The 22,190-nt window shown below is 69.1% G+C and carries 20 protein-coding genes and 1 pseudogene; 6 read left to right on the top strand and 15 right to left on the bottom strand.

Features of this window, described 5'->3' with window-relative positions; translation table 11 throughout:
- Positions 1 to 22: 22 nt before the first annotated feature.
- The 6 genes from folE to dacB form a co-directional block, all read right to left on the bottom strand.
- Positions 23 to 628 carry a GTP cyclohydrolase I FolE gene (folE, locus tag ACFY0T_RS10180; protein WP_388866840.1) on the bottom strand — a complete coding sequence of 202 codons (606 nt, stop codon included), beginning with the start codon at positions 626 to 628 and terminating at the stop codon, positions 23 to 25.
- 145 nt (positions 629 to 773) lie between these two features.
- Positions 774 to 2,801, bottom strand: a complete 2,028-nt coding sequence (ftsH, locus tag ACFY0T_RS10175; RefSeq protein WP_388867053.1) for an ATP-dependent zinc metalloprotease FtsH — start codon at positions 2,799 to 2,801, stop codon at positions 774 to 776.
- Positions 2,802 to 3,012: 211 nt separating this feature from the next.
- Positions 3,013 to 3,573, bottom strand: coding sequence for a hypoxanthine phosphoribosyltransferase (gene hpt / locus ACFY0T_RS10170; protein ID WP_189188547.1), 561 nt, complete (start codon positions 3,571 to 3,573; stop codon positions 3,013 to 3,015).
- Positions 3,574 to 3,650: 77 nt separating this feature from the next.
- The gene (gene tilS, locus ACFY0T_RS10165; RefSeq protein WP_388866837.1) at positions 3,651 to 4,850 is read right to left on the bottom strand and encodes a tRNA lysidine(34) synthetase TilS; all 1,200 of its coding nucleotides are present in this window, start codon (positions 4,848 to 4,850) and stop codon (positions 3,651 to 3,653) included.
- A 191-nt stretch (positions 4,851 to 5,041) separates the two neighbouring features.
- Positions 5,042 to 6,166, bottom strand: coding sequence for a zinc-dependent metalloprotease (locus tag ACFY0T_RS10160; RefSeq protein WP_388866834.1), 1,125 nt, complete (start codon positions 6,164 to 6,166; stop codon positions 5,042 to 5,044).
- A 250-nt stretch (positions 6,167 to 6,416) separates the two neighbouring features.
- Positions 6,417 to 7,970: a D-alanyl-D-alanine carboxypeptidase/D-alanyl-D-alanine-endopeptidase gene (gene dacB, locus ACFY0T_RS10155; RefSeq protein ID WP_388866831.1), complete on the bottom strand. Its 1,554-nt coding sequence runs from the start codon at positions 7,968 to 7,970 to the stop codon at positions 6,417 to 6,419.
- A 79-nt stretch (positions 7,971 to 8,049) separates the two neighbouring features.
- Here dacB and ACFY0T_RS10150 point away from each other — a divergent pair, with 79 nt between their 5' ends.
- Complete coding sequence (locus ACFY0T_RS10150; protein ID WP_003991985.1) at positions 8,050 to 8,541, top strand: inorganic diphosphatase; 492 nt, start codon at positions 8,050 to 8,052, stop codon at positions 8,539 to 8,541.
- A 190-nt stretch (positions 8,542 to 8,731) separates the two neighbouring features.
- Positions 8,732 to 10,390 carry a threonine/serine exporter ThrE family protein gene (locus tag ACFY0T_RS10145; RefSeq protein ID WP_388866827.1) on the top strand — a complete coding sequence of 553 codons (1,659 nt, stop codon included), beginning with the start codon at positions 8,732 to 8,734 and terminating at the stop codon, positions 10,388 to 10,390.
- 75 nt (positions 10,391 to 10,465) lie between these two features.
- Here the strand turns inward: ACFY0T_RS10145 and ACFY0T_RS10140 are convergent, their stop codons facing one another.
- The gene (locus ACFY0T_RS10140) at positions 10,466 to 11,434 is read right to left on the bottom strand and encodes a DedA family protein (RefSeq protein ID WP_388866824.1); all 969 of its coding nucleotides are present in this window, start codon (positions 11,432 to 11,434) and stop codon (positions 10,466 to 10,468) included.
- A 141-nt stretch (positions 11,435 to 11,575) separates the two neighbouring features.
- Here ACFY0T_RS10140 and ACFY0T_RS10135 point away from each other — a divergent pair, with 141 nt between their 5' ends.
- Positions 11,576 to 11,941: a YbjQ family protein gene (locus tag ACFY0T_RS10135; protein WP_388866822.1), complete on the top strand. Its 366-nt coding sequence runs from the start codon at positions 11,576 to 11,578 to the stop codon at positions 11,939 to 11,941.
- 64 nt (positions 11,942 to 12,005) lie between these two features.
- Here the strand turns inward: ACFY0T_RS10135 and ACFY0T_RS10130 are convergent, their stop codons facing one another.
- Positions 12,006 to 12,767, bottom strand: a complete 762-nt coding sequence (locus tag ACFY0T_RS10130) for a MerR family transcriptional regulator (protein WP_388866819.1) — start codon at positions 12,765 to 12,767, stop codon at positions 12,006 to 12,008.
- A 121-nt stretch (positions 12,768 to 12,888) separates the two neighbouring features.
- Between ACFY0T_RS10130 and ACFY0T_RS10125 the strand changes: the two are divergent.
- Together ACFY0T_RS10125 and ACFY0T_RS10120 are read left to right on the top strand one after the other, a co-directional pair.
- A pseudogene (locus ACFY0T_RS10125) lies at positions 12,889 to 13,476 on the top strand (ion channel protein); the annotation flags it as partial.
- Positions 13,477 to 13,504: 28 nt separating this feature from the next.
- The gene (locus ACFY0T_RS10120; protein ID WP_388866816.1) at positions 13,505 to 14,911 is read left to right on the top strand and encodes a glutamate decarboxylase; all 1,407 of its coding nucleotides are present in this window, start codon (positions 13,505 to 13,507) and stop codon (positions 14,909 to 14,911) included.
- A 159-nt stretch (positions 14,912 to 15,070) separates the two neighbouring features.
- On the opposite strand, the gene ACFY0T_RS10115 is transcribed toward ACFY0T_RS10120, so the two are convergent.
- The 6 genes from ACFY0T_RS10115 to ACFY0T_RS10090 form a co-directional block, all read right to left on the bottom strand.
- On the bottom strand, positions 15,071 to 15,799 hold the full coding sequence (locus ACFY0T_RS10115; protein ID WP_388867051.1) for an ABC transporter permease: 729 nt from the start codon (positions 15,797 to 15,799) through the stop codon (positions 15,071 to 15,073).
- A 53-nt stretch (positions 15,800 to 15,852) separates the two neighbouring features.
- Positions 15,853 to 16,809, bottom strand: a complete 957-nt coding sequence (locus tag ACFY0T_RS10110; RefSeq protein ID WP_388866813.1) for an ATP-binding cassette domain-containing protein — start codon at positions 16,807 to 16,809, stop codon at positions 15,853 to 15,855.
- A 73-nt stretch (positions 16,810 to 16,882) separates the two neighbouring features.
- Entirely contained in the window at positions 16,883 to 17,524 is a 642-nt protein-coding gene (locus ACFY0T_RS10105) for a PadR family transcriptional regulator (RefSeq protein WP_388866811.1), read from the bottom strand.
- Between the two features lie 72 nt (positions 17,525 to 17,596).
- Positions 17,597 to 18,136 (bottom strand): DinB family protein, encoded by a 540-nt coding sequence (locus ACFY0T_RS10100; RefSeq protein ID WP_388866808.1) that lies wholly within the window; start codon positions 18,134 to 18,136, stop codon positions 17,597 to 17,599.
- A 113-nt stretch (positions 18,137 to 18,249) separates the two neighbouring features.
- Positions 18,250 to 19,710 (bottom strand): aldehyde dehydrogenase family protein, encoded by a 1,461-nt coding sequence (locus ACFY0T_RS10095; RefSeq protein ID WP_388866805.1) that lies wholly within the window; start codon positions 19,708 to 19,710, stop codon positions 18,250 to 18,252.
- Between the two features lie 125 nt (positions 19,711 to 19,835).
- A complete protein-coding gene (locus ACFY0T_RS10090; protein ID WP_388867048.1) occupies positions 19,836 to 20,660 on the bottom strand; it encodes a helix-turn-helix domain-containing protein in 825 nt (274 codons plus the stop codon).
- A 337-nt stretch (positions 20,661 to 20,997) separates the two neighbouring features.
- Between ACFY0T_RS10090 and ACFY0T_RS10085 the strand changes: the two genes are divergently transcribed.
- Positions 20,998 to 21,516, top strand: coding sequence for an ATP-binding protein (locus ACFY0T_RS10085; RefSeq protein WP_388866803.1), 519 nt, complete (start codon positions 20,998 to 21,000; stop codon positions 21,514 to 21,516).
- A gap of 161 nt (positions 21,517 to 21,677) precedes the next feature.
- Here the strand turns inward: ACFY0T_RS10085 and ACFY0T_RS10080 are convergent, their stop codons facing one another.
- On the bottom strand, positions 21,678 to 21,986 hold the full coding sequence (locus tag ACFY0T_RS10080) for a DUF397 domain-containing protein (protein ID WP_388866801.1): 309 nt from the start codon (positions 21,984 to 21,986) through the stop codon (positions 21,678 to 21,680).
- Positions 21,987 to 22,190: the final 204 nt, after the last annotated feature.

Raw genomic sequence — 22,190 nt, 5'->3', positions numbered from 1 at the left:
CGTGAGCGGCTTCGTGTTCAGGTCATCGCGCCATGATCAGGCTCATTGCCTCATTGCGAGTAGCGGGGTCACGCAGCTGGCCGCGCACCGCCGACGTAATGGTCTTCGCTCCGGGCTTACGGACTCCCCGCATCGACATGCACATGTGCTCACATTCGACGACGACGATCACGCCGCGCGGCTCCAGGATCTCCATCAGCGAGTCGGCGATCTGGGTCGTCAGCCGCTCCTGCACCTGCGGACGACGGGCATAGACATCCACGAGGCGGGCCAACTTCGACAGACCCGTGATCTTGCCATCGAGTGACGGAATGTACCCGACATGGGCAACTCCGACGAACGGGACGAGATGATGCTCACAGCTGCTCAGCACTTCGATGTCCTTCACGAGGACCATCTCGTCGTGCCCCAGGTCGAACGTCGTCGTCAGGACGTCCTCCGGCTTCTGCCACAGCCCCGCGAAGATCTCCTTGTACGCCCGTGCCACCCGCCCCGGCGTCTCCCTGAGGCCCTCGCGGTCCGGGTCCTCGCCGACCGCGATCAGGAGCTCCCGTATGGCGTTCTCGGCTCGCTTCTCGTCGAACTCGCCGATCAGGCCCTCGCCGTCCAGCGTCACGGGGTCGGTCATCTGGTCCTCGTTCCTGTGGATCTTGCGCGTGCTGGTCGACGCGTCCAAAACATGCGGGTGGCCGAAAATGCCACGCCCCCCAGGCTAAAACCTGGGGGGCGCGGCATTCATTCCGGGCCTGGTGAGGCCACCGGGAGCCGGGAAATCAGCTCTCGGTGCGGTCCTCCGGGGCCGCCTCCGTCGCCGGGACGGACTCGGTCGCGTTGGCGATGGCCGGCGTTGCGCCGTTCGCCCCGTTCGTCAGTGACAGCTCCTTGGGGGAGAGCACCGGCGGGCGGGTCGACGGGGTGCGGCGGGAGGAGCCGGTCCACGCGGGGCGGGCCGGGCGCTTGATGACGGGGGCGAAGATCTCGGCGATCTGCTCCTTGTTCAGCGTCTCCTGCTCAAGGAGCGCCAGGACCAGGTTGTCGAGGACGTCGCGGTTCTCGACGAGGATCTCCCAGGCCTCGTTGTGCGCGGTCTCGATGAGCTTCTTGACCTCTTCGTCGACCAGCGCCGCGACCTCTTCCGAGTAGTCCCGCGGGTGCGACATCTCGCGCCCCAGGAACGGCTCGGTGTTGTCGCCGCCGAACTTGATCGCGCCGAGACGCTCGGTCATGCCGTACTGCGTGACCATCGCGCGGGCCGTGGCGGTGGCCTTCTCGATGTCGTTCGCAGCGCCCGTGGTCGGGTCGTGGAAGACGAGCTCCTCGGCCGCGCGGCCGCCCAGCATGTACGCGAGCTGGTCCAGCATCTCGTTGCGCGTGGTGGAGTACTTGTCCTCGTCCGGCAGGACCATCGTGTAGCCGAGGGCACGGCCGCGCGACAGGATCGTGATCTTGTGGACCGGGTCGGAGTTCGGAGACGCCGCCGCGACCAGGGCGTGACCGCCCTCGTGGTATGCGGTGATCTTCTTCTCCTTGTCCGACATGATCCGGGTCCGCTTCTGCGGGCCCGCGACCACGCGGTCGATCGCCTCGTCCAGCATGGAGTTGTCGATCAGCTTCCTGTCGCTGCGGGCGGTGAGCAGCGCGGCCTCGTTGAGGACGTTGCTCAGGTCCGCGCCGGTGAAGCCCGGCGTGCGGCGGGCGACGGCCGACAGGTCGACGTCCGGAGCGACCGGCTTGCCCTTCTGGTGGACCTTGAGGATCTCCAGACGGCCCTGCATGTCCGGGCGGTCGACCGCGATCTGGCGGTCGAAGCGGCCGGGGCGCAGGAGGGCCGGGTCGAGGATGTCGGGCCGGTTCGTCGCGGCGATGAGGATCACACCGCCCTTGACGTCGAAGCCGTCCATCTCGACGAGCAGCTGGTTGAGGGTCTGCTCGCGCTCGTCGTGACCGCCGCCGAGGCCGGCGCCGCGGTGACGGCCGACCGCGTCGATCTCGTCGACGAAGACGATCGCCGGGGCGTTCGCCTTGGCCTGCTCGAACAGGTCACGGACTCGGGAGGCACCGACACCGACGAACATCTCGACGAAGTCGGAACCCGAGATCGAGTAGAAGGGAACGCCGGCCTCGCCCGCGACGGCGCGCGCGAGCAGCGTCTTACCGGTACCAGGAGGCCCGTACAGGAGCACGCCCTTGGGGATCTTCGCCCCGACGGCCTGGAACTTCGCCGGTTCCTGGAGGAACTCCTTGATCTCCTGGAGCTCCTCGACCGCCTCGTCCGAGCCCGCGACGTCCGAGAACGTCGTCTTCGGGGTGTCCTTGGTGATGAGCTTCGCCTTGGACTTCCCGAAGTTCATGACTCGGGAGCCGCCGCCCTGCATCTGGTTCATCAGGAACAGGAACACGACGACGATGAGGACGAACGGGAGCAGGGAGAGCAGGATCCCGACGAACGGGTTCTGCTTGGACGGCGAGACCGTGTAGCCGTCCGGAATCTGCTTGTTCTGGTACTTGTCCTGAAGGGTGCCGGCGAGGGTCACACCCTGGTCGCCGATGTAGCTCGCCTGGATCTTTGAGCTGCCGTCAACCTTCTCGCCGTCCTTGAGAGAGACCTTGATGATCTGCTCGTCGCCGGTGGTGAGCTTGGCCGACTCGACCTTGTTGTCATTGATCGCCTGGACGACCTGGCCGGTGTCCACCGTCTTGTAGCCGCCGGACGAACCGACGACCTGCATCAACACGACCACGGCAAGGACGGCCAGCACGATCCACATGACCGGCCCACGGAAGTATCGCTTCACGTCCATCCATACGGAGCGGTGCCGCCCCGTCCCTCCTGCCATAGTGAGTTTGATAAAGATTTATAAAGACTGCTCTTCGGACGGTACCCCAGCATTGTCACCCGATGCCGCCCGGGACTGCTGGCAATCCCGTCTACGCATGCTCCAACGGCGCGAAACCCGCTGGGGTTCCCGAACGTCTTACCGGGTCTGAGCCGCCCTCGCCGAGGGCGGGGCCTCAGCCGCCGTAGACGTGAGGCGCGAGCGTACCGACGAACGGAAGGTTGCGGTACTTCTCCGCGTAGTCCAGGCCGTACCCGATGACGAACTCGTTCGGGATGTCGAAGCCGACCCACTCCACGTCGATCGCGACCTTGGCCGCCTCCGGCTTGCGCAGCAGCGTGCACACCTTGAGGGAGGCGGGCTCGCGGGAGCCGAGGTTGGAGATCAGCCAGGACAGGGTCAGCCCGGAGTCGATGATGTCCTCGACGATGAGGACGTGCTTGCCCTTGATGTCGGTGTCGAGGTCCTTGAGGATCCGCACCACACCGGAGGACTGCGTGCCCGCGCCGTACGACGACACGGCCATCCAGTCCATGGTGACGGGGGTGGACAGCGCACGCGCCAGGTCCGCCATGACCATGACGGCGCCCTTGAGGACTCCGACGATCAACAGGTCCTTGCCCGCGTACTCCGCGTCGATCTTCGCGGCCAGCTCAGCCAGCTTGGCGTCGATCTCTTCCTTGGTGATGAGCACCGACTTGAGGTCGGTGCTCATGTCTTTCGCGTCCACCCGCATCACTTTCGGTCGTCCGTCCCACCGGCCGCTCGGACCGCCCACGTCCCGCGTGAGGGGTCCCGGTGGAGGGTCCGGTTTCAGCCTTGCCGAATCACCAGTCTGCCACCCTGGCGCTGAGCGACGACTTTGCCCGGGAGATTGATGGCCCCCTGACCGCGCCAACCGGTGATCAGCCGGTCGACTTCTTCGATGTGGCGGGCGAACAGCGAACCGGCCGGAGCGCCCGCCTCGATGGCGGCGCGGCGAAGGATGCGGCGGCGTACGGCGGGCGGCAGGGCGTAGAGCTTGGCGCACTCCAGGAGGCCCGCCGCATCGCGTACGGAGGCCTCGGCCTGGCTGGCCCAGGCGTCGAGGGCATCGGCGTCGTCACGGGAGAGCTGGGCCGTACGGGCGAGTGCCTCGACGACGCCCTTGCCGAGCGCCTTCTCCAGGGCGGGCAGGCCCTCGTGGCGCAGCCGGGAGCGGGTGTAGGCCGGGTCGGCGTTGTGCGGGTCGTCCCAGACGGGCAGCGACTGGGCCATGCAGGCCTTGCGGGCGGTCTGCCGGTCCAGGTGCAGGAACGGGCGGCGGTAACGGCCGTCGGCCCCCGAGACCGCGGCCATTCCGGACAGGGAGCGGATGCCGGAGCCGCGGGCGAGGCCCAGCAGGACGGTTTCGGCTTGGTCGTCGCGGGTGTGACCGAGCAGGACGGCTGCGGCGCCGTGGCGCTCGGCGGCGGCGTCCAGGGCGGCGTACCGGGCATCGCGGGCGGCGGCCTCGGGCCCGCCGTCGCGGCCGACGGTGACGGCGATGGACTCGGCCGGGGTCAGCCCCATCTCGGTGAGGCGCAGCACGACTTCGTCGGCGCGCAGGTCGGAGCCGGGCTGCAGACCGTGGTCGACGGTGATGCCACCGGCGCGGATGCCGAGTTTGGGGGCTTCGAAGGCGAGGGCGGAGGCGAGCGCCATGGAGTCGGCGCCGCCGGAGCACGCGACGAGCACGAGCGGCGGTGGGGGTACCTCCCTGCTCATGGGGGTCCCCCCTGCTCGAGCGGAGTCGAGAGCTTGGGGGAGCAGCCGAGAGCTTGCGGGAGGTTGCTCGTGCGGGGGCTGGGCGGGGGTGATCGTGCGCCGCGTACCGGGAGCGGGCACACGCTCCGCGTCGGTGGCGGCCGGGCGCGCGGCACCTGGGGCGGGCGCGCGTCGGGTCTCGGGGGCGGGCGTGTGCTCGGTGAGGATGTCGTGGAGTACGCGGCGAACCGCCAGGCGTATCGCCGCGACCGCAGGATGGGGACCCATGTCCGGTTCCCTTCATGAAGTTTTCGGGGGTGAGCCCGAGATCGGTCACTCAGAGTGTGTAGATGGTGACAGAACCGGGCCGTTCCCCGAGCATTGCACGCCTACCCATGCCCCACGGTCCCTCGGACGGGTGATTGGAGGGGCGTTCGCCTGCCGTCGGCCGGATTCGTTTCACGACCTTCCCGTAGGGTTCACGACTCTGCCTTGCGGTGCACCCGCGCGACCCAGTCCGCCGGTTTGGAGATCTCCGCCTTGGTCGGGAGGGTGTTCGGGGAGGTCCACACGCGGTTGAATCCGTCCATGCCGACCTGGTCGACGACCGATCGTACGAACCGCTCGCCGTCCCTGTACTGCCTCAGTTTGGCGTCCAAACCGAGCAGCTTGCGCAGCGCCATGTCCAGGCGGGAGGCGCCCTTGGCGCGGCGCTGCTGGAATTTCTCGCGGATCTCGGCGACGGACGGGACCACGGCGGGGCCCACTCCGTCCATGACGAAGTCCGCGTGACCCTCCAGGAGGGACATGACGGCGGTCAGCCGGCTGAGGATCTCGCGCTGGGCGGGCGTCTGCACGATTTCCACGAGGGAGCGGCCGCCCTCGTCCTCCTCGCCCTCGGGGCGCCCGCCCGCCAGGGACTGGGCGGCTTCCCTGATGCGTTCCAGGACGGTCATGGGGTCGACCTCGGTCTCCCCCAAGAACGACTGGATTTCGCCCTCCAGGTGGTCGCGCAGCCAGGGCACGGCCGTGAACTGGGTGCGGTGGGTCTCCTCGTGCAGGCAGACCCACAGGCGGAAGTCATGGGGCTCCACGTCGAGTTCGCGCTCCACGTGGACGATGTTCGGGGCGACGAGGAGGAGCCTGCCGCCGCCGTTCTCACCGGCCGGGAGTTCGCGGGTCGCGGGGGCGAAGGTCTCGTACTGCCCGAGGACCCTCGACGACAGGAACGACAGCAGCATGCCCAGTTCCACGCCGGTGACCTTGCCGCCGACGGCACCCAGGACGGCTCCACCCGGGGTGCTGCCCCGCCGCTCCTGCATCTTGTCCAGGAGTGGCTTGAGGATCTCCCGGAACCCCGCGACGTTCGCCCGCACCCAGCCGGGTCGGTCGACGACGAGTACGGGGGTGTCGTGCGCGATGTCCTCGCCCAGACGAGTAAAGCCCCGGACGTGCTCCTCCGAGGCTTTCGCGTGCCGGCGCAGTTCCGCGACGACGGACCTGGCCTCGTCGCGGCTCACGTCGGGGCCCGGCCGCACGAGCCGGGTCGCGGTCGCCACCGCGAGATTCCAGTCGACCATCTCGGCACCACCGATGCTCGTCATGTGTCAACCGTACGTGAGCGTGTCCGGCTGCGGTTAGGGGTACGGGGTGCCGGCGCCCCTCGTCCTGCGGCCGGCGGTGCTTTCTGTGCCCCCTGGGTCGGCAGGGGCTGGGCTCTGGTTGATCGGTACCCGGCGCTGTTGGCTGTGCCCACCCTCCCCCAAGCTCTCTCGGCTTCGCTCGAGCAGGGGGACCCCATCGCCCTGCGGGACGATTGCCCACAGCAGGAACTACTTGCGGGGCCGGCTGCAGCTACCTGCAGCCGCAGGCTGCCAACGCCGTAGCTGTGTGGTCCAGGGCCGTGCGGGCTGCCAGGGCGTCTGGTGGGCTGGTCTCGTCGGAGGTCAGGAAGGCGAAGGCCAGGAGGCGGCCGTCGGTGTCGACGACTGTGCCGGCGAGGGTGTTGACGCCGGTCAGGGTGCCGGTTTTGGCGCGGACCACCCCGGTGGCGGCGGGGGTGTCGGTGTAGCGGGCGCTGAGCGTGCCGGTGAAGCCCGCGATGGGGAGGCCGGTCAGGACCGTACGGAGTTCGGGGTGGGCCGGGTCGCCGGACGTGGTCAGCAGGGCGGTGAGCAGGTCGGCGGAGAGCCGGTCGGCGCGGTTCAGGCCGCTGCCGTCCGCGAAGTCCGCGCCGGACAGCGGGAGTCCGAGCTTCTTCAGCTGCGCGTGGATCGCCTTCGCGTCGCCCTCGAAGCTGGGCTGCTCGTGCGTGGCGAGGGCGACCTGGCGGGCCAGGGCCTCCGCGATGTCGTTGTCGCTGTTCGTCAGCATCCGCTCGACCAGGGCGGACACGGGCGGCGAGGAGACCGAGGCGAGGGACTGGGCGCGGTTCGTGGCCTTCGAGGGGCCGGGGGACGTCGTCTCGATGCCGTTGTCGTGGAGCAGGTCCGCGAACTTCCGGGCCGCGTCGGCCGCCGGGTCCGGGACCCGTGTGACCGGTCCGCTGGTCGAGTCGTCGGGGCGGGCCTCGTCGACCATGAGGGAGGTGACCTGGGCGAGGTTGTCGTTGACGCCGATGGGGTGCAGCGCGGGGCCCGCGTACAGCGAGGTGTCGTACGAGAGCGTCACACGGTCCAGGTGACGGGCCTTCAGGGCGGCGGCCGTGTCGTCGGCGAGGGTGCGCAGGCTCGCCCAGCCGTCGGCCTTCTTGCGCGCGGTCAGCGTCGGGTCGCCGCCGCCGACAAGGACGACCTCCTTGGTTCCGGGCTCCAGGACCGTACGCGTCTCGATGCGGTGGTCGGGGCCCGGCACCGAGAGCGCGGCGACGGCGGTGGCGATCTTCGTGGTGGAGGCCGGGATCTGGACCGCGTCGGCGCCCTTGCTGTAGAGCCGCTTGCCGGTCGCCACGTCGACGACGACGGCGGTACGCCGCGCGCCCAGGGCGGCGTCGTCCAGGAGCGGGTCCAGGACGTTCGCGAGGGGCTTCTCGGCGGGCGCGGGGACCGTCGTGGAGCCGCCGAGTCCGGCCAGTACGGAGGCGGCGCTGGGCGCGGGCTGGGGCGACGTGCGGGACGAAGCGGACGTACGGCCGTGATCTGCGCCACCCTCGCCCTCCTGCGATGCGGCCCAGTCGCGCTCCGCCGTACGCTGACCGGAGGAGTCCCAGGGACCGGCCGCGGCCACCGCCCCGGCCGCGAGCGCCAGGCCCACGGTGGCGGCGACGCCCGTGAGCTGGGGGGTAGTGAACCGCACGGAACGCGGCCGGATGGCTTGGGTGACCCGCGCCACATGCGGTTTCACCGTCCGCGCGACCCGCACCACATGCGGTCTCGCGGCCCGCCAAGCCCTCAGCTCTGGCACGACCACCAGCCCCTTTCGCGATCACACACCTGCGTGAGGGACACTTAACCACCAGAACTATGTGCTGATCATGGAGGAGCCACCGGTGGAGTTCGACGTCACGATCGAGATTCCGAAGGGTTCGCGGAACAAGTACGAGGTGGACCACGAGACCGGTCGGATCCGCCTGGACCGTCGACTCTTCACTTCGACCAGCTACCCGGCCGACTACGGCTTCGTCGAGAACACCCTCGGCGAGGACGGCGACCCGCTGGACGCCCTGGTCATTCTGGACGAGCCGACCTTCCCCGGCTGCCTCATCCAGTGCCGCGCCATCGGCATGTTCCGTATGACGGACGAGGCCGGCGGCGACGACAAGCTGCTGTGCGTCCCGGCGCACGACCCGCGTGTGGAGCACCTGCGCGACATCCACCACGTGTCGGAGTTCGACCGCCTGGAGATCCAGCACTTCTTCGAGGTCTACAAGGACCTGGAGCCCGGCAAGTCCGTCGAGGGCGCCAACTGGGTGGGCCGTACGGACGCCGAGGCCGAGATCGAGCGTTCCTACAAGCGCTTCAAGGAGCAGGGCGGTCACTGACCACCCCTTTGCGCCTGAACCGGCGCCGCTCTCGCGGAGCTGGTTGCTCACCATCGTGGTTTCTCAATTGATGGTTGCGGTGCGTGCGTCATGAAGTCGGCAGGCCGCGTGGTCCCGCAAGGGCAGCGCGGCCTGCTGACGTACCCGTGCGCATACTGGGGCGTACTGGAGGTGCGAGTCGGGAGTGGTGGTGACGGACCCGGAGGCGGAAGACCGCAAGCCGCAGTCGGACGAGGCGAGGAGTGCCTTCAGTCCACCGGCGGGGGTGGCTCCGCCGCAGAGCCCGGCGTCCGACGACTCGTCGTCGACGACGTCCGAGTTCGCGCTCCCCAAGGGGCTCGACGTGCCGCAGCCGCCCTCCGCCGAGCCGGAGGGTTCGGCGTTCAGCACCCCGCGCACCTACAGCGCGAAGCACGCGCCGCCCGCCTTCACACCGCCCAACGGCATCCCGGCGGTCAGCCTGGCCAAGGACGTGCCCTGGCAGGACCGCATGCGCACGATGCTGCGCATGCCGGTGGCCGAGCGGCCCGCCCCGGAACTGGCGCACAAGGAGGACGAGTCGGGGCCCGCCGTCCCGCGCGTGCTTGACCTGACGCTGCGTATCGGCGAGTTGCTGCTCGCGGGTGGTGAGGGCGCCGAGGACGTGGAGGCGGCGATGTTCGCGGTCTGCCGCTCGTACGGCCTGGACCGCTGCGAGCCGGGCGTCACCTTCACCCTGCTGTCGATCTCGCACCAGCCGTCCCTGGTGGACGACCCCGTGACGGCGTCCCGGACCGTACGCCGCCGTGGCACCGACTACACGCGGCTCGCGGCCGTCTACCGGCTCGTCGACGACCTCAGCGACCCGGAGACCGCGATCTCCCTGGAGGAGGCCTACCGGCGGCTCGCGGAGATCCGGCGCAACCGGCACCCGTACCCCGGCTGGGCGCTGACCGCGGCCGGCGGACTGCTCGCAGGCGCGGCCTCGGTGCTCGTCGGCGGTGACGCGCTCGTGTTCGTCGCCGCGGCGCTCGGCGCGATGCTGGGCGACCGGCTCGCGTGGCTGTGCGCGGGGCGCGGGCTGCCGGAGTTCTACCAGTTCACGGCGGCCGCGATGCCACCGGCCGCGATCGGTGTCGCGCTGACGGTGGCGCACGTCGACGTGAAGGCGTCCGCGGTGATCACCGGTGGGCTCTTCGCGCTGCTGCCCGGGCGGGCGCTCGTGGCGGGCGTGCAGGACGGGCTGACCGGCTTCTACATCACCGCGTCCGCGCGCCTGCTCGAAGTCATGTACTTCTTCGTGGGCATCGTCGTCGGCGTACTGGTGGTGCTGTATTTCGGCGTGAAGCTGGGCGCCGAACTCAATCCGGACCAGGCCCTGAGCATCTCCGAGCAGCCTCTGCTGCAGATCGCCGCGTCCATGCTGCTGTCGCTGACCTTCGCGGTCCTGCTCCAGCAGGAACGGTCCACCGTGCTGGCGGTCACCCTCAACGGGGGTGTGGCCTGGTCGGTGTACGGGGCGATGCACTACGCCGGTGGTATCTCGCCGGTCGCCTCCACCGCCGTCGCGGCGGGGCTGGTGGGGCTGTTCGGGCAGCTGCTGTCGCGGTATCGGTTCGCTTCGGCGCTGCCGTACACCACCGCGGCGATCGGGCCCCTGTTGCCAGGGTCGGCCACCTACTTCGGGCTGCTGTCGATCGCGCAGAACGAGATGGACGCGGGGCTGGTTTCTCTTTCGAAGGCTGCTGCTCTGGCTATGGCCATCGCCATTGGGGTGAACCTGGGGTCGGAGATCTCCCGGCTGTTTCTGCGGGTGCCGGGGGGCTCCGCCGCGGGGCGCCGGGCCGCCAAGCGGACTCGGGGGTTCTGAGCGCCCGGAGCTCGGTTCGTTCTGTCGGGGGCGGCTGCGCGTACCTGGTGGCTGGTCGCGCAGTTCCCCACGCCCCTATCGGGGCGCGTTGCCCTGGTCGTAGGGGTATGGGTAGCCCTGGTCCGGGGTGTACGGCTGCTGCTGGTAGTCCTGGGGGTACTGCTGGCCGTACTGCTGACCCTGGTCGTAGGTCTGGGGCTGGTAGGGCTGCTCCGAGCCGTACGGCTGCTGCTCGTACGGCTCCTGGTACTGCTGCTGGGGCGGGTAGCCCTGGTCCTGGTGGTGGCCGTAGGGCTGGTCCTGGTGGTGGCCGTACGGCTGGTCCTGGTGGGCCGGGGGTACGCGGCGCAGCTGGGTCGTCGCGTCGTCCATGGCCGGCGGCTGGGGCTGGGCCGGGGCGGCGGGCTGCTGGGGCGGGTTCTTCTTGGCCTTGGAGCGGGCGCGCAGGAACTCGATGGCGATCGGGACCACCGAGACGAGGACGATCAGGATCAGGATCGCCTCGATGTTCTTGTGGACGAAGTCGATGTTGCCGAGCCAGGAGCCGAGCAGCGTGACGCCCGCGCCCCACAGGACGCCACCGATGACGTTGAAGGTGATGAACGAGCGGTACTTCATGCCGCAGACGCCGGCGATGATCGGCGTGAACGTGCGCACGATGGGCACGAAGCGGGCCAGGACCAGGGACTTGGGCCCGTACTTCTCGAAGAACTCGTGGGCCTTGACCACGTTCTCCTGCTTGAACAGGCGGGAGTTCGGGCGGGTGAAGAGCGAGGGGCCGACCTTCTTGCCGAACAGGTAGCCCGCCTGGTCGCCGAGGATCGCGGCGAGGCAGATCAGCACGATCGCCGCCCACAGGGGGAAGTCCATCGTGCCCGCGGTGATCAGCAGGCCGCAGGTGAACAGCAGCGAGTCACCCGGCAGGAAGAAGCCGATGAGCAGGCCGGACTCGGCGAAGACGATGAGCAGCAAGCCCCAGATGCCGAAGTTGTCCAGGAGCGTGTTCGGATCCAGCCAGCTTGGACCAAGGGCAAGCGTCGTCACGGTTCCGGGCTCCTGAAGGGGTGGAGGAAGATACGGCGTCCTGGTACGGCCGGACAAAGCTATCAACGCAATGTGTCAGCCCCAGGTTCCACCGGTGTCTCCAGGATGCACTGTGCGCCGACTGGGACAAAGCTGTGAGCCATGAGCATCGATGAATACGGCGGCGGCCAGGGGCCGCAGGCCGACGTACTGGTGGTGACCACCAACGACGTACCTGGCTACCGCGTTCAGCAGGTCATCGGCGAGGTCTTCGGACTGACCGTGCGCTCCCGGCATCTGGGCAGCCAGATCGGCGCGGGTCTGAAGTCGATGATCGGCGGCGAGCTCAAGGGGCTCACCAAGACGCTCGTGCAGACCCGCAACCAGGCCATGGATCGGCTCGTCGAGCAGGCACGCGCGCGTGGTGCCAACGGCGTGCTGATGTTCCGCTTCGACGTGACCGAGGCGGCGGACGTGGGCACGGAGGTGTGCGCGTACGGGACGGCGGTGGTCCTGGCCAAGGAGTAGCGCACCGGTCGAGGGAACAGCGCATGCGGTAAGGGGCGTCCGCCTTTGAGGACGCCCCTTACCATCACCCGTCGTGCCGGGCCGCGTTCGCCGCGATCGCCTCCTTGAGGTGCTCGGCGAGACCCGGCCGTATGGAGTCGTAGAACGCCTTGAAGCGCTCGTCGGACACGTACATCTCGCCGAGGCACCGGTGGAGCTCGTACGAACACTCGTAGAACCACTTGCAGATGTGCTGCCGGTGTTCCTCGGCCAGGTCCATGGCCGCCTCGCCGGTGGGCGGCTCACCGGCGGCCATCAGGGCGTCGTAGCGCTCGCTCCAGGCGTCGACCTCGGCCTGTACGCGCTTCCAGTCGTCCTTGGTGTAGCGGGCGGTCCGGCGCTGCGACTCGGCGTACTCCTCGGTGCCGCCCCAGCGTTGCTCCGCCTCGTCCGCGTACTGCTCGGGATCCTTGTCCCCGAAGACCTCGAACTTCTCCTCGGGCGTGAGGTTGATGCCCATCTTGCGTGCCTCCATGGCGTGCTCCACGGCCGCCGCCATCTTCTGCAGCTTCTCGATCCGGGCGGTCAGCAGTTCGTGCTGGCGGCGCAGATGCGCGCGCGGGTCCGCCTCCGGGTCGTCGAGCAGGGCGGCGACCTCCTCGAGCGGGAAGCCGAGCTCCCGGTAGAACAGGATCTGCTGCAGCCGGTCGAGGTCGGCGTCGCTGTAGCGCCGGTGGCCCGCGTGGCTGCGCTCGCCGGGCGCGAGCAGCCCGATCTCGTCGTAGTGGTGCAGCGTGCGCACCGTGACTCCGGCGAAACCGGCGACCTGGCCCACGGAGTAGCTCACTTCCGCTCCCTTCTCGGTACGCACTTCACGATGGGCCCTCACGCGACGTGAGGTGCAAGCCCGAAGTGTTATGTCTGGTTCGCCCGATTAGGGTGGGCGCGTGACCCATGACGTGGCCCCAGCGACACCCGCCGTCGCCCCGGCGGCACCCGCACGGGCACTACTGCCGCCGATCATCCCGTACGTCCACGGCGCCTTCTCGCGCCTCGGGCACCCCATGGTGGCGCTCCCGGTCGGCGGGGTGGTCCTCGGCCTGCTCGGCGCACTGGGCGGGCCTCTGACGCTCTTCAAGGGCCTGGACGAGGTCGCCGGATCGGCCCGGGACCCGGACGGCTGGTCGGCGGGGTGGCTCGCGCTGATGGCCGGGGTGAAACCGGCCGCCCTGCTCGGCGCGGCGTCCTGCGGCTTCCGCGGCGGCCGGATCGTCCCGGCCGTCTTCATCGGTGCCGCCTTCATCGGTGCCGCGTTCGGCCTGTTCGCCCACGTGGTCGTGTCCGTGGTCCAACTCGCGCTCGGCGTGGCCGCGGGTGCGCTGGGCATGCTCCTTGCCATCACCCGGCAGGGCTGGGTGAGCCTGTTCACGGCCGCCGTTCTGGTGGCCGCTCCCGCGATCCTCGGCCAGCTGCGCATCGCGTCCCTGCTTGCCTGGCCGCTGGTGACCGGCAGACCGCAGATGCAGCTTCACGACGACGGAACCCCCACCCACTGACCGCACCACAAGACCGTCTGGAGGCAACATGCCGCTCCACCAAGGCCACGAGAAGCCCGACGAGCGCCCGATGTCCGTCAACCCGTTCCACGGGGAGGCGAATCCGGTCAGCGGCATGGTCGACGCCCCGCCGAAACACCGGCTGCCCGAAGGCCCGCTGCCGCCCACCACCGCGTACCAACTCGTCCATGACGAGCTCATGCTGGACGGCAACGCCCGGCTCAACCTCGCCACCTTCGTCACCACCTGGATGGAGCCGCAGGCCGGCGTCCTGATGGCGGAGTGCCGGGACAAGAACATGATCGACAAGGACGAGTACCCCCGCACGGCCGAACTGGAGCGGCGCTGCGTGGCGATGCTCGCCGACCTGTGGAACGCGCCGGATCCGGCGGCCGCGGTGGGCTGTTCGACCACCGGGTCGAGCGAGGCGTGCATGCTGGCCGGGATGGCGCTCAAGCGGCGGTGGGCGCGGCGCAACGCGGACCGCTACCCGGGGGCGCGCCCCAATCTCGTCATGGGCGTCAACGTCCAGGTCTGCTGGGAGAAGTTCTGCAACTTCTGGGAGGTCGAGGCGCGCCTGGTCCCCATGGAGGGCGACCGGTTCCACCTCGATGCGCGCGCGGCGGCCGAGCTGTGCGACGAGAACACCATCGGGGTCGTCGGCATCCTCGGTTCGACCTTCGACGGGTCGTACGAGCCGATCGCGGACCTCTGCTCCGCCCTCGACGAGCTCCAGGAACGGACCGGCCTGGACATCCCCGTCCATGTCGACGGCGCCTCCGGGGCGATGGTCGCGCCCTTCCTCGACGAGGACCTGGTCTGGGACTTCCGGCTGCCGAGGGTGTCGTCGATCAACACCTCCGGGCACAAGTACGGCCTGGTCTACCCGGGTGTCGGCTGGGCGCTGTGGCGGTCGGCGGCCGAGCTGCCCGAGGAACTCGTCTTCCGGGTCAACTACTTGGGCGGCGACATGCCGACCTTCGCGCTCAACTTCTCCCGGCCGGGCGCGCAGGTCGTGGCGCAGTACTACACCTTCCTGCGCCTCGGCCGCGAGGGCTACCGGGCCGTGCAGCAGACCACCCGGGACGTGGCCTGCGGGCTCGCCGAGCGCATCGAGGCACTGGGCGACTTCCAACTCCTCACCCGGGGCGACCAGTTGCCTGTCTTCGCCTTCACGACGGCGCCCGAGGTGACCTCGTACGACGTGTTCGACGTGTCCCGGCGCATGCGTGAACACGGCTGGCTGCTGCCCGCGTACACCTTCCCGCCGAACCGCGAGGACCTGTCCGTCCTGCGCGTGGTGTGCCGCAACGGCTTCTCGACCGACCTCGCCGACCTCCTCATGGAGGACTTGAGCCGCCTGCTGCCCGAACTGCGCCGCCAGCCACACCCGTTGACCCACGACAAGGACGCCGCGACCAGCTTCCACCACTAGGCAAGCAGCGGGCGCCACTGCTCGGGCACCCTGTCGCCGTACTCGATGCCGGTCGCGCCGACCAGGGAGGCCAGGTCGGCGCGTTGGCCGGTGGCGGCCCGGCACGGCGTCGCCGTCGGCTTGATGTCGGCCTCCAGGTAGAGGCCTTCGTGACCCCGGTTACGCGCTGAGGCGCGCGAACCGGCGTACCGCCAGTGGGAAGAACACCGCCAGCAGCACCAGCGGCCAGATAACGGCCGCCGCGGCGTGTCCCGGCTCACCGCCGGGGCCGCCGAACAGGTCGCGTACCGCTGTCGCCGTCTGGGACATCGGGTTCCATTCGACCGCCGTGCCGAGCCAGTGGGGCATGGAGTCGGGGATGGCGATGGCGTTGGACAGGAAGCCGACCGGCCAGACCAGGATCTGGACGGCCTGCACCATCTCCGGCCTGCCGGCCACCATCGCGAGATGGATGCCGATCCACAGCATGGCGAAACGGAAGAGCAGCAGGAGGCCCACCGCGCCCAGGAAGGCCGAGAAGGAGCAATGCGTCCGCCAGCCGATCGCGTGTCCGACGCCGATCAGCACGGCCAGATTCACCGCCGACTGGAGCATGTCGGCGGCCGAACGGCCCACCAGGACCGCACCATTGGCCATCGGCATCGACCTGAAGCGGTCGATCACCCCCTTGTTGAGGTCCTGGGTGACGGCCAGCATCGTGCCCTCCAGGCCGAAGGCCATGGTCAGCGCGAGCATGCCGGGCACCAGGAAGTCGACGTAGTCGCCCTCGACGCCCCGGCCGCCGCCGATCAGATAGCCGAACATCAGCAGCAGCATCACGGGGAAGACCAGGCCGACGAGCAGCTGGACCGGTTGCCTTGCCCAGTGGGCGAGTTCGCGGCGGGTCATGGTCCAGCAGTCGGCGAGGACGTACTCCCCTGGGCGGCCGGTCTCGTACGTGCTCACGCTGCCTCCTTCACTCGCTCGTCGTCGCCTGTCAGATACAGGAACACCTCGTCCAGCGTCGGACGCCGCAGGGCGATGTCCTCCGCCTCGATCCCGGCCTCCTCCAGGGCCCGTACGGCGTCGGCGAGCGCCGCCATGCGGTCGGTGACGGGGGCGCTGAGCAGACGCCGGTCCGGGTCCACCGAGACGCCCTCCGCGGGGAACGGCAACAGGGCGACCGCCGCGCCCAGTTGGCCGGCGTCGCGCAGGACGACGTCGATGCGGTCGCCGCCGGTGCGCGCCTTCAGCTCGTCCGCCGTGCCGTTCGCGATGACGCGCCCGGCGTCGACGACGGAGATGCGGTCGGCGAGCTGATCGGCCTCCTCCAGGTACTGGGTGGTGAGCAGGACCGTGGTACCGCCGCCGACCAGCGAGCGCACGGACGCCCACACCTCCGCCCGGCCGCGCGGGTCGAGCCCGGTCGTCGGCTCGTCCAGGAAGAGCACGTCCGGGTCGGTGACGAGGGACGCGGCGAGGTCCAGGCGGCGTCGCATGCCGCCGCTGTACCGCTTGACCGGCTTGCGACCGGTGTCGGCGAGCCCGAAGCGCTCCAGGAGCTCGTCGGCCCGCACGCGCGCGTGCCGGGCGCCCAGGTGGTGCAGCCGCCCGAACATCTCCAGGTTCTGGTGCCCGCCGAGCTCCTCGTCGAGCGCGGCGTGCTGGCCGAGCAGGCCGATCCGCAGCCGTACCCGGCGGGCCTCGCGCAGCACGTCGTACCCGGCGACCTCCACCCGGCCCGCGTCGGGCCGCAGCAGGGTGGACAGGACCCGGACCAGGGTCGTCTTGCCCGCGCCGTTGGGGCCGAGCACCCCGTGCACCGTGCCGCGGCCGACCAGGAGGTCGAGCCCGTCCAGTGCCTGTTTGTCGCCGTACCTCTTGCGTGCCCCTTCGACGGTGATCGCCGCGTCGGCCACTGACCTCTCCCTTGCTAGTCAAACTTGACTACCTCTAGAAAGTAACCCCACTCCCGCCATTCGTCAAACTTGATCAGTCCCGGTCTCCCGGATGCGGTGTCCCCGTCGCGTACGGGTTCTCCTCGCCCTCCTTGAGGACCCCCACGAACGGCTCGCCCTCGCCCGCGAACGTGTAGGCCCCGCCCTCGATCCGGGCGATCAGGCCCAGGGTCCACTCGGCCTCGGCGTCGGCCGTGTGGATCCAGAGGTTCATGATCTCGCCGATGTGGCCGAGCTGTTCGGGGCCGTCCTCGGGCACGTAGTGCTGGGTGACCGCACCCCGCCACTCCTCGATGCGCCGGGTCCGCTCCTTCAGCAGCGCCACCGCCTCGCCCCGCGACAGGTCGACGATGAAGCCGATGGCCGCCGACTTGACGTCCATCTTCTGGTCGTACGAGGTCAGCGCGTCCCGCAGCAGCGCGAAGTACTCCTCGGCGCCCTTGTCCGTGATCTCGTACTCGGTGCGCGGCGGGCCACCGGCGGTGGACGGCGCGATCTCGTGGGCGTGCAGCAGTCCCTGCTTCGCCATCTGCTTGAGCGCGTGGTAGATCGAGCCGGGCTTGGCGTTGGACCACTCGTGCGCGCCCCAGTACTCCAGGTCGTTGCGCACCTGGTAGCCGTGGGCCCGCCCGTGCTGACGGACGGCGCCCAGCACGAGGAGACGGATCGCTGACATGCGGTCCACATTAGAGCGCCGAGGTCAACCCGCCTGCCGTCGGGCCCGTCGACCCGCCCGCCACCGGGCCCGTCAGGCCGCCTGCTCCCGGGCCACCAGCTCGAAGGCGGTGGCGCCGTCCAGGGACTCGCGGATGATGTCGGCGTGGCCGGCGTGCCGGGCCGTCTCGCGGATCAGGTGGAGCGCCAGCCAGCGCATCGAGACCCGGCCCTCCGGCGGGAACCAGGGGTCGTTCGGGAGCGCGAAGGTGTCGTCGAGGCTGGCCACCGAGCGGAGAAACGCCTCGGTCTCCGCGGCCACCTTCTCCCAGTACGCCAGCTGCGACTCGACCGTCTCGTCGCCGACGAGCACGAAACACTCGTGCCAGTTCGACGGGTCCCGCTTCACCGCCGGCTGCTCGCCCTTGGCGCGGGCGATCCAGCCCTGCTCGGTCTCGGCGACGTGCTTCAGCAGTCCGGCGAGCGAGAGTTCACTGGCACTGGGCCTGCTCGCGGCCTGCTCCCCGGTCAGTCCGAGCAGCGCCCGGCGGATGCCGCCGCGCTGTTCCTCCAGGAAGGAGAGCAGTGCTCCACGCTCGTCGCCCTGCGCCTCGGCTCGCACGTGAGTGACCATGACCGGCCGCCTTTCATCGGGTCCTCGCCGGACACCTCCTGTCCGACACCGACGAAGCTACGGGCCCTTGCGGTCAGCTTCTGTCCGCAAGGGCCCGGCGAAGACGGAAAGACTCAGAACGGGAAGAAGCTCCGCCCGTGCTGTACCGAGATCCACTTCTGGGTGGTGAAGGCGTCGACGGTCGACTCGCCGTTCAGACGGCCGATGCCGGAGTGCTTCTCGCCGCCGAAGGGGACCAGCGGCTCGTCGTGCACGGTGCCGTCGTTGACGTGGAACATGCCGGTGTCGATCTGCTTGGCGAACTGCACACCGCGCTCGATGTCGCCGGTGTGCACGGCGCCGCTCAGCCCGTACGGGGTGTCGTTGACAATGCGGACCGCCTCCTCCTCGCCGTCGAAGGGGACGAGGAAGACGACCGGGCCGAAGATCTCCTGCTGGAGGAGGGAGGAGTCGGCGGGGACGTCCGTCAGGATGGACGGCTCGACCAGGTTGTCGGTCGTCGTGCCGTGTACGAGGGCGGTGGCGCCCTCGGCGATCGCCTGCTCGACGGCGCCCGAAATCGCGTCCGCCTGCGAGGAGTTGATGACCGGGCCGATGATCGTGGCCGGGTCGCTCGGGTCGCCCGCCTTCAGCGTCTTGACCTTGGCGACGAACTTCTCGGTGAACTCGGCCTCGATCGAGCGGTCCACGAGGACGCGGTTGGCGGCCATGCAGACCTGGCCCTGGTGGACGTACCGGCTGAAGACCGCCGCGTCGACCGCGTAGTCGATGTCCGCGTCGTCCAGGACCACGAGGGCGCTGTTGCCGCCCAGTTCGAGCACCGAGCGCTTGAAGTGGGAGGCGCAGACGGTGGCGACGTGGCGGCCGACCTTGTCCGAGCCGGTGAAGGAGATGACCTTGGGGACCGGGTGCTCGATGAAGGCGTCGCCGATCTCGGCTATGTCGGTGATGACGACGTTCAGCAGACCGCCCGGCAGGCCCGCGTCCTCGAAGATCTTGGCGACCAGGGAGCCACCGACGATCGGGGTGTTCTGGTGCGGCTTGAGGACCACGCCGTTGCCGAGTGCGAGGGCCGGGGCGACGGACTTGATCGAGAGGAGGAAGGGGAAGTTGAAGGGGCTGATCACACCGACGACGCCGACGGGAACCTTGTAGAGGCGGTTCTCCTTGCCGTCGATCGGCGAGGGGAGGATCCTGCCCTCGGGGCGCAGCGCCAGGTGGATCGACTCGCGCAGGAACTCCTTGGCGAGGTGCAGTTCGAAGCCCGCCTTGAGGTGGGTGCCGCCGAGCTCGGCGATGATCACCTCGGTGATCTCGGCCTCGCGCTCCTCGATGATCCGCAGGGCCTTCTCGAAGACCGCGCGACGGGCATAGGCGTTGGTCGCGCGCCACTGCTTCTGGGCGCGTTCGGCCGCGCGGTAGGCCTGGTCGACCTCGTCGGTGGTGGCTATGGTGATCGACGCCAGCTTCTCGCCGTCGTACGGGTTGAAGTCGATGATGTCCCAGGAGCCGGTGCCCGGGCGCCATTCGCCGTCGATGTACTGCTGGGCCAGGTCGGTGAAGTAGGACGACATGTGCTCCCTCAATCCCTCAATCCCTGTACTGCCGAAGCAGACATCCGATCAACGCCTGATCGAACGTCATCGTACTTGTGTTTCAAGGGAGTTGGAGAACACCTCCGGAGAACCCGTGAAGGCTCTCAGGAGAGCTGGAGCAGGCCCCGGAGAAGGTCGCGGCTCTCCGAGGGACCAGGACTGTCCTGTTGCAGCTGCTTGAGCGCACTCTCGTACTGGGTGACGTCCTCGCGCTTGTCCAGGTAGAGCGCACTGGTGAGCTGTTCCAGATAGACGACGTCCGACAGGTCGGATTCCGGGAAGCTCAGGATCGTGAAGGAACCGCTCTCGCCGGAGTGCCCGCCGAAACTGAACGGCATGACCTGAAGCCGTACGTTGGGACGCTCCGAGACCTCGATCAGATGCTGGAGCTGTCCGCGCATCACCTCGCGGTCGCCGTACGGACGGCGCAGCGCGGCCTCGTCGAGGACGATGTGGAACTCCGGGGCGTTCTCGGAGACGAGGTACTTCTGGCGCTCCAGGCGCAGGGCCACGCGGCGGTCGATGTCGGCGGCGGACGCGCCCTTCATGCCGCGCGTGACGACCGCGTGCGCGTACGCCTCGGTCTGCAACAGGCCGTGCACGAACTGGACTTCGTAACTGCGGATCAGATGGGCCGCGCCTTCGAGGCCGACGTAGGTCGGGAACCAGCTGGGCAGGACGTCCGAGTAGCTGTGCCACCAGCCGGCGACATTGGCCTCCTTGGCGAGCGAGACCAGGGAGGTGCGCTCCGCCTCATCCATGATGCCGTACAGCGTCAACAGGTCCTCGACGTCGCGCGTCTTGAAGCTCACCCGTCCCAACTCCATGCGGCTGATCTTCGATTCGGAGGCACGGATCGAGTAACCGGCCGCTTCCCGGGTGATTCCACGCGCCTCCCGCAGGCGCCGGAGATGTGATCCCAGCAGCATGCGCCGCACCACCGAGCCGCTCGACTCACCAGCGCTCACGTTCGTCCGCCTCCCCAACCGTCTTCAGGGGCCGAAGTCTGCCACTAAAACACTTCAAGCAGTACTCGTTCGATTACGGAAACGGAAAGTAGCCAAAGGGGCCACGCAGAAAAAGGGCAGGAGAGGGGCAACAAGAGGGAAGAAGGTGACAGAAGAAATGAGCAAGAACTGGTAGAGGCAGGTCTAATTCGGGCGCGTGCACGTGCATCTGCCCTTGCATCTGCTGTACGCATTCGGAACCATGGTCCCCGCGCCACCGCTGCATCGCAACGACCGCGAACACCCGGGAGTGCCTCGCATGGGGACGAATGGATCGACCATGCTCGAGCCCTTACGGCAGGGACTTCCGCCGCTCGATCCCGCGGCCGTGTCCAACGCCGCTTCCTGTGCTCTGCCCGCCCGCTACGAAGCGGTGCGCGAAGCACGGCAGTTCACCCGCAGAACGCTGGACCAGTGGGACATCGGCGACCGCTTCGACGACGTCTGCCTGGTGGTCTCCGAGCTCGTCACCAACGCGCTGCGGCACGCACTGCCCTCGGACACGCCCCGCAAGGACGACCAAGGCCCGCCCGTGCGGCTGCACTTGATGCGGTGGACCTCACGTCTGGTGTGCGCGGTGCGCGACCCCAGTCACGACAGCCCGGTCGCGGGCGACTCGGACGACTTCTCGGCGGAGTCGGGCCGCGGCCTGTTCCTGGTCGACTCGTTCGCCGACAGCTGGGGCTGGCACCCGCTCGCGGGCACCCTCAGCGGCAAGGTCGTGTGGGCGCTCTTCCGGCTGCCGCAGCCGGGTCCCGCGGCGGCTCCCGCCGAATGACGAACCGCGGCGCCTTTTGGCGCCGCGGTTCTACGCGCGTTACGCAGCGTTGAGCGACCATCGCGCTCGGTCGCGGACTCAGGCGGCCGCCATCGGCACCATCGACGCCATCGGCATCGGCGCCCTGGACGCCCTGGACGCCATCAGGGCTACCGCGGCCATCAGCCGGCGATCAGGTGGTCGAACTCGCCGTCCTTGATGCCCAACAGCATCGCTTCGATCTCGGCGCGCGTGTAGACGAGCGCGGGCCCCTCGGGGAACCGCGAGTTCCGCACGGCCACGTCGCCGCCGGGCAGCCGCGCGAACTCCACGCAGGAACCCTGCGAGTTGCTGTGCCGGCTCTTCTGCCACGCCACCCCGTTCAGCGCGGTCGCGGCCATGCCGTTGTACACGTCGTCAGCCATGCCGTTGTACACGTCGTCAGCCATGCCGTCGTACACGTCATCCACGTCGTACACGTCGTGGTCCACAGATCGCTCCCCGGTCGTGCAGTGGCTGAGGTGGCCATTGATGCATTGGTCAACTGGCCTGGATCATAGCTCTGTTCATGTGCAGATGCATGGGCAGATGCACGTGCACGCGGGGTGGTCCTGCGGTTACAGCTTTTACCGGCACTTGACTACCGGCTGTCGCTCGCTTGACTACGGCCTGCTGCTCACCGGCTTGCGAATGGA

Origin of the sequence: Streptomyces sp. NPDC001530 (assembly GCF_042894545.1) — a bacterium.
Taxonomy (GTDB): Bacteria; Actinomycetota; Actinomycetes; order Streptomycetales; family Streptomycetaceae; genus Streptomyces.
Note: the sequence above shows the minus strand (reverse complement) of the source record. Positions and strands in the feature narration are given on the sequence as shown.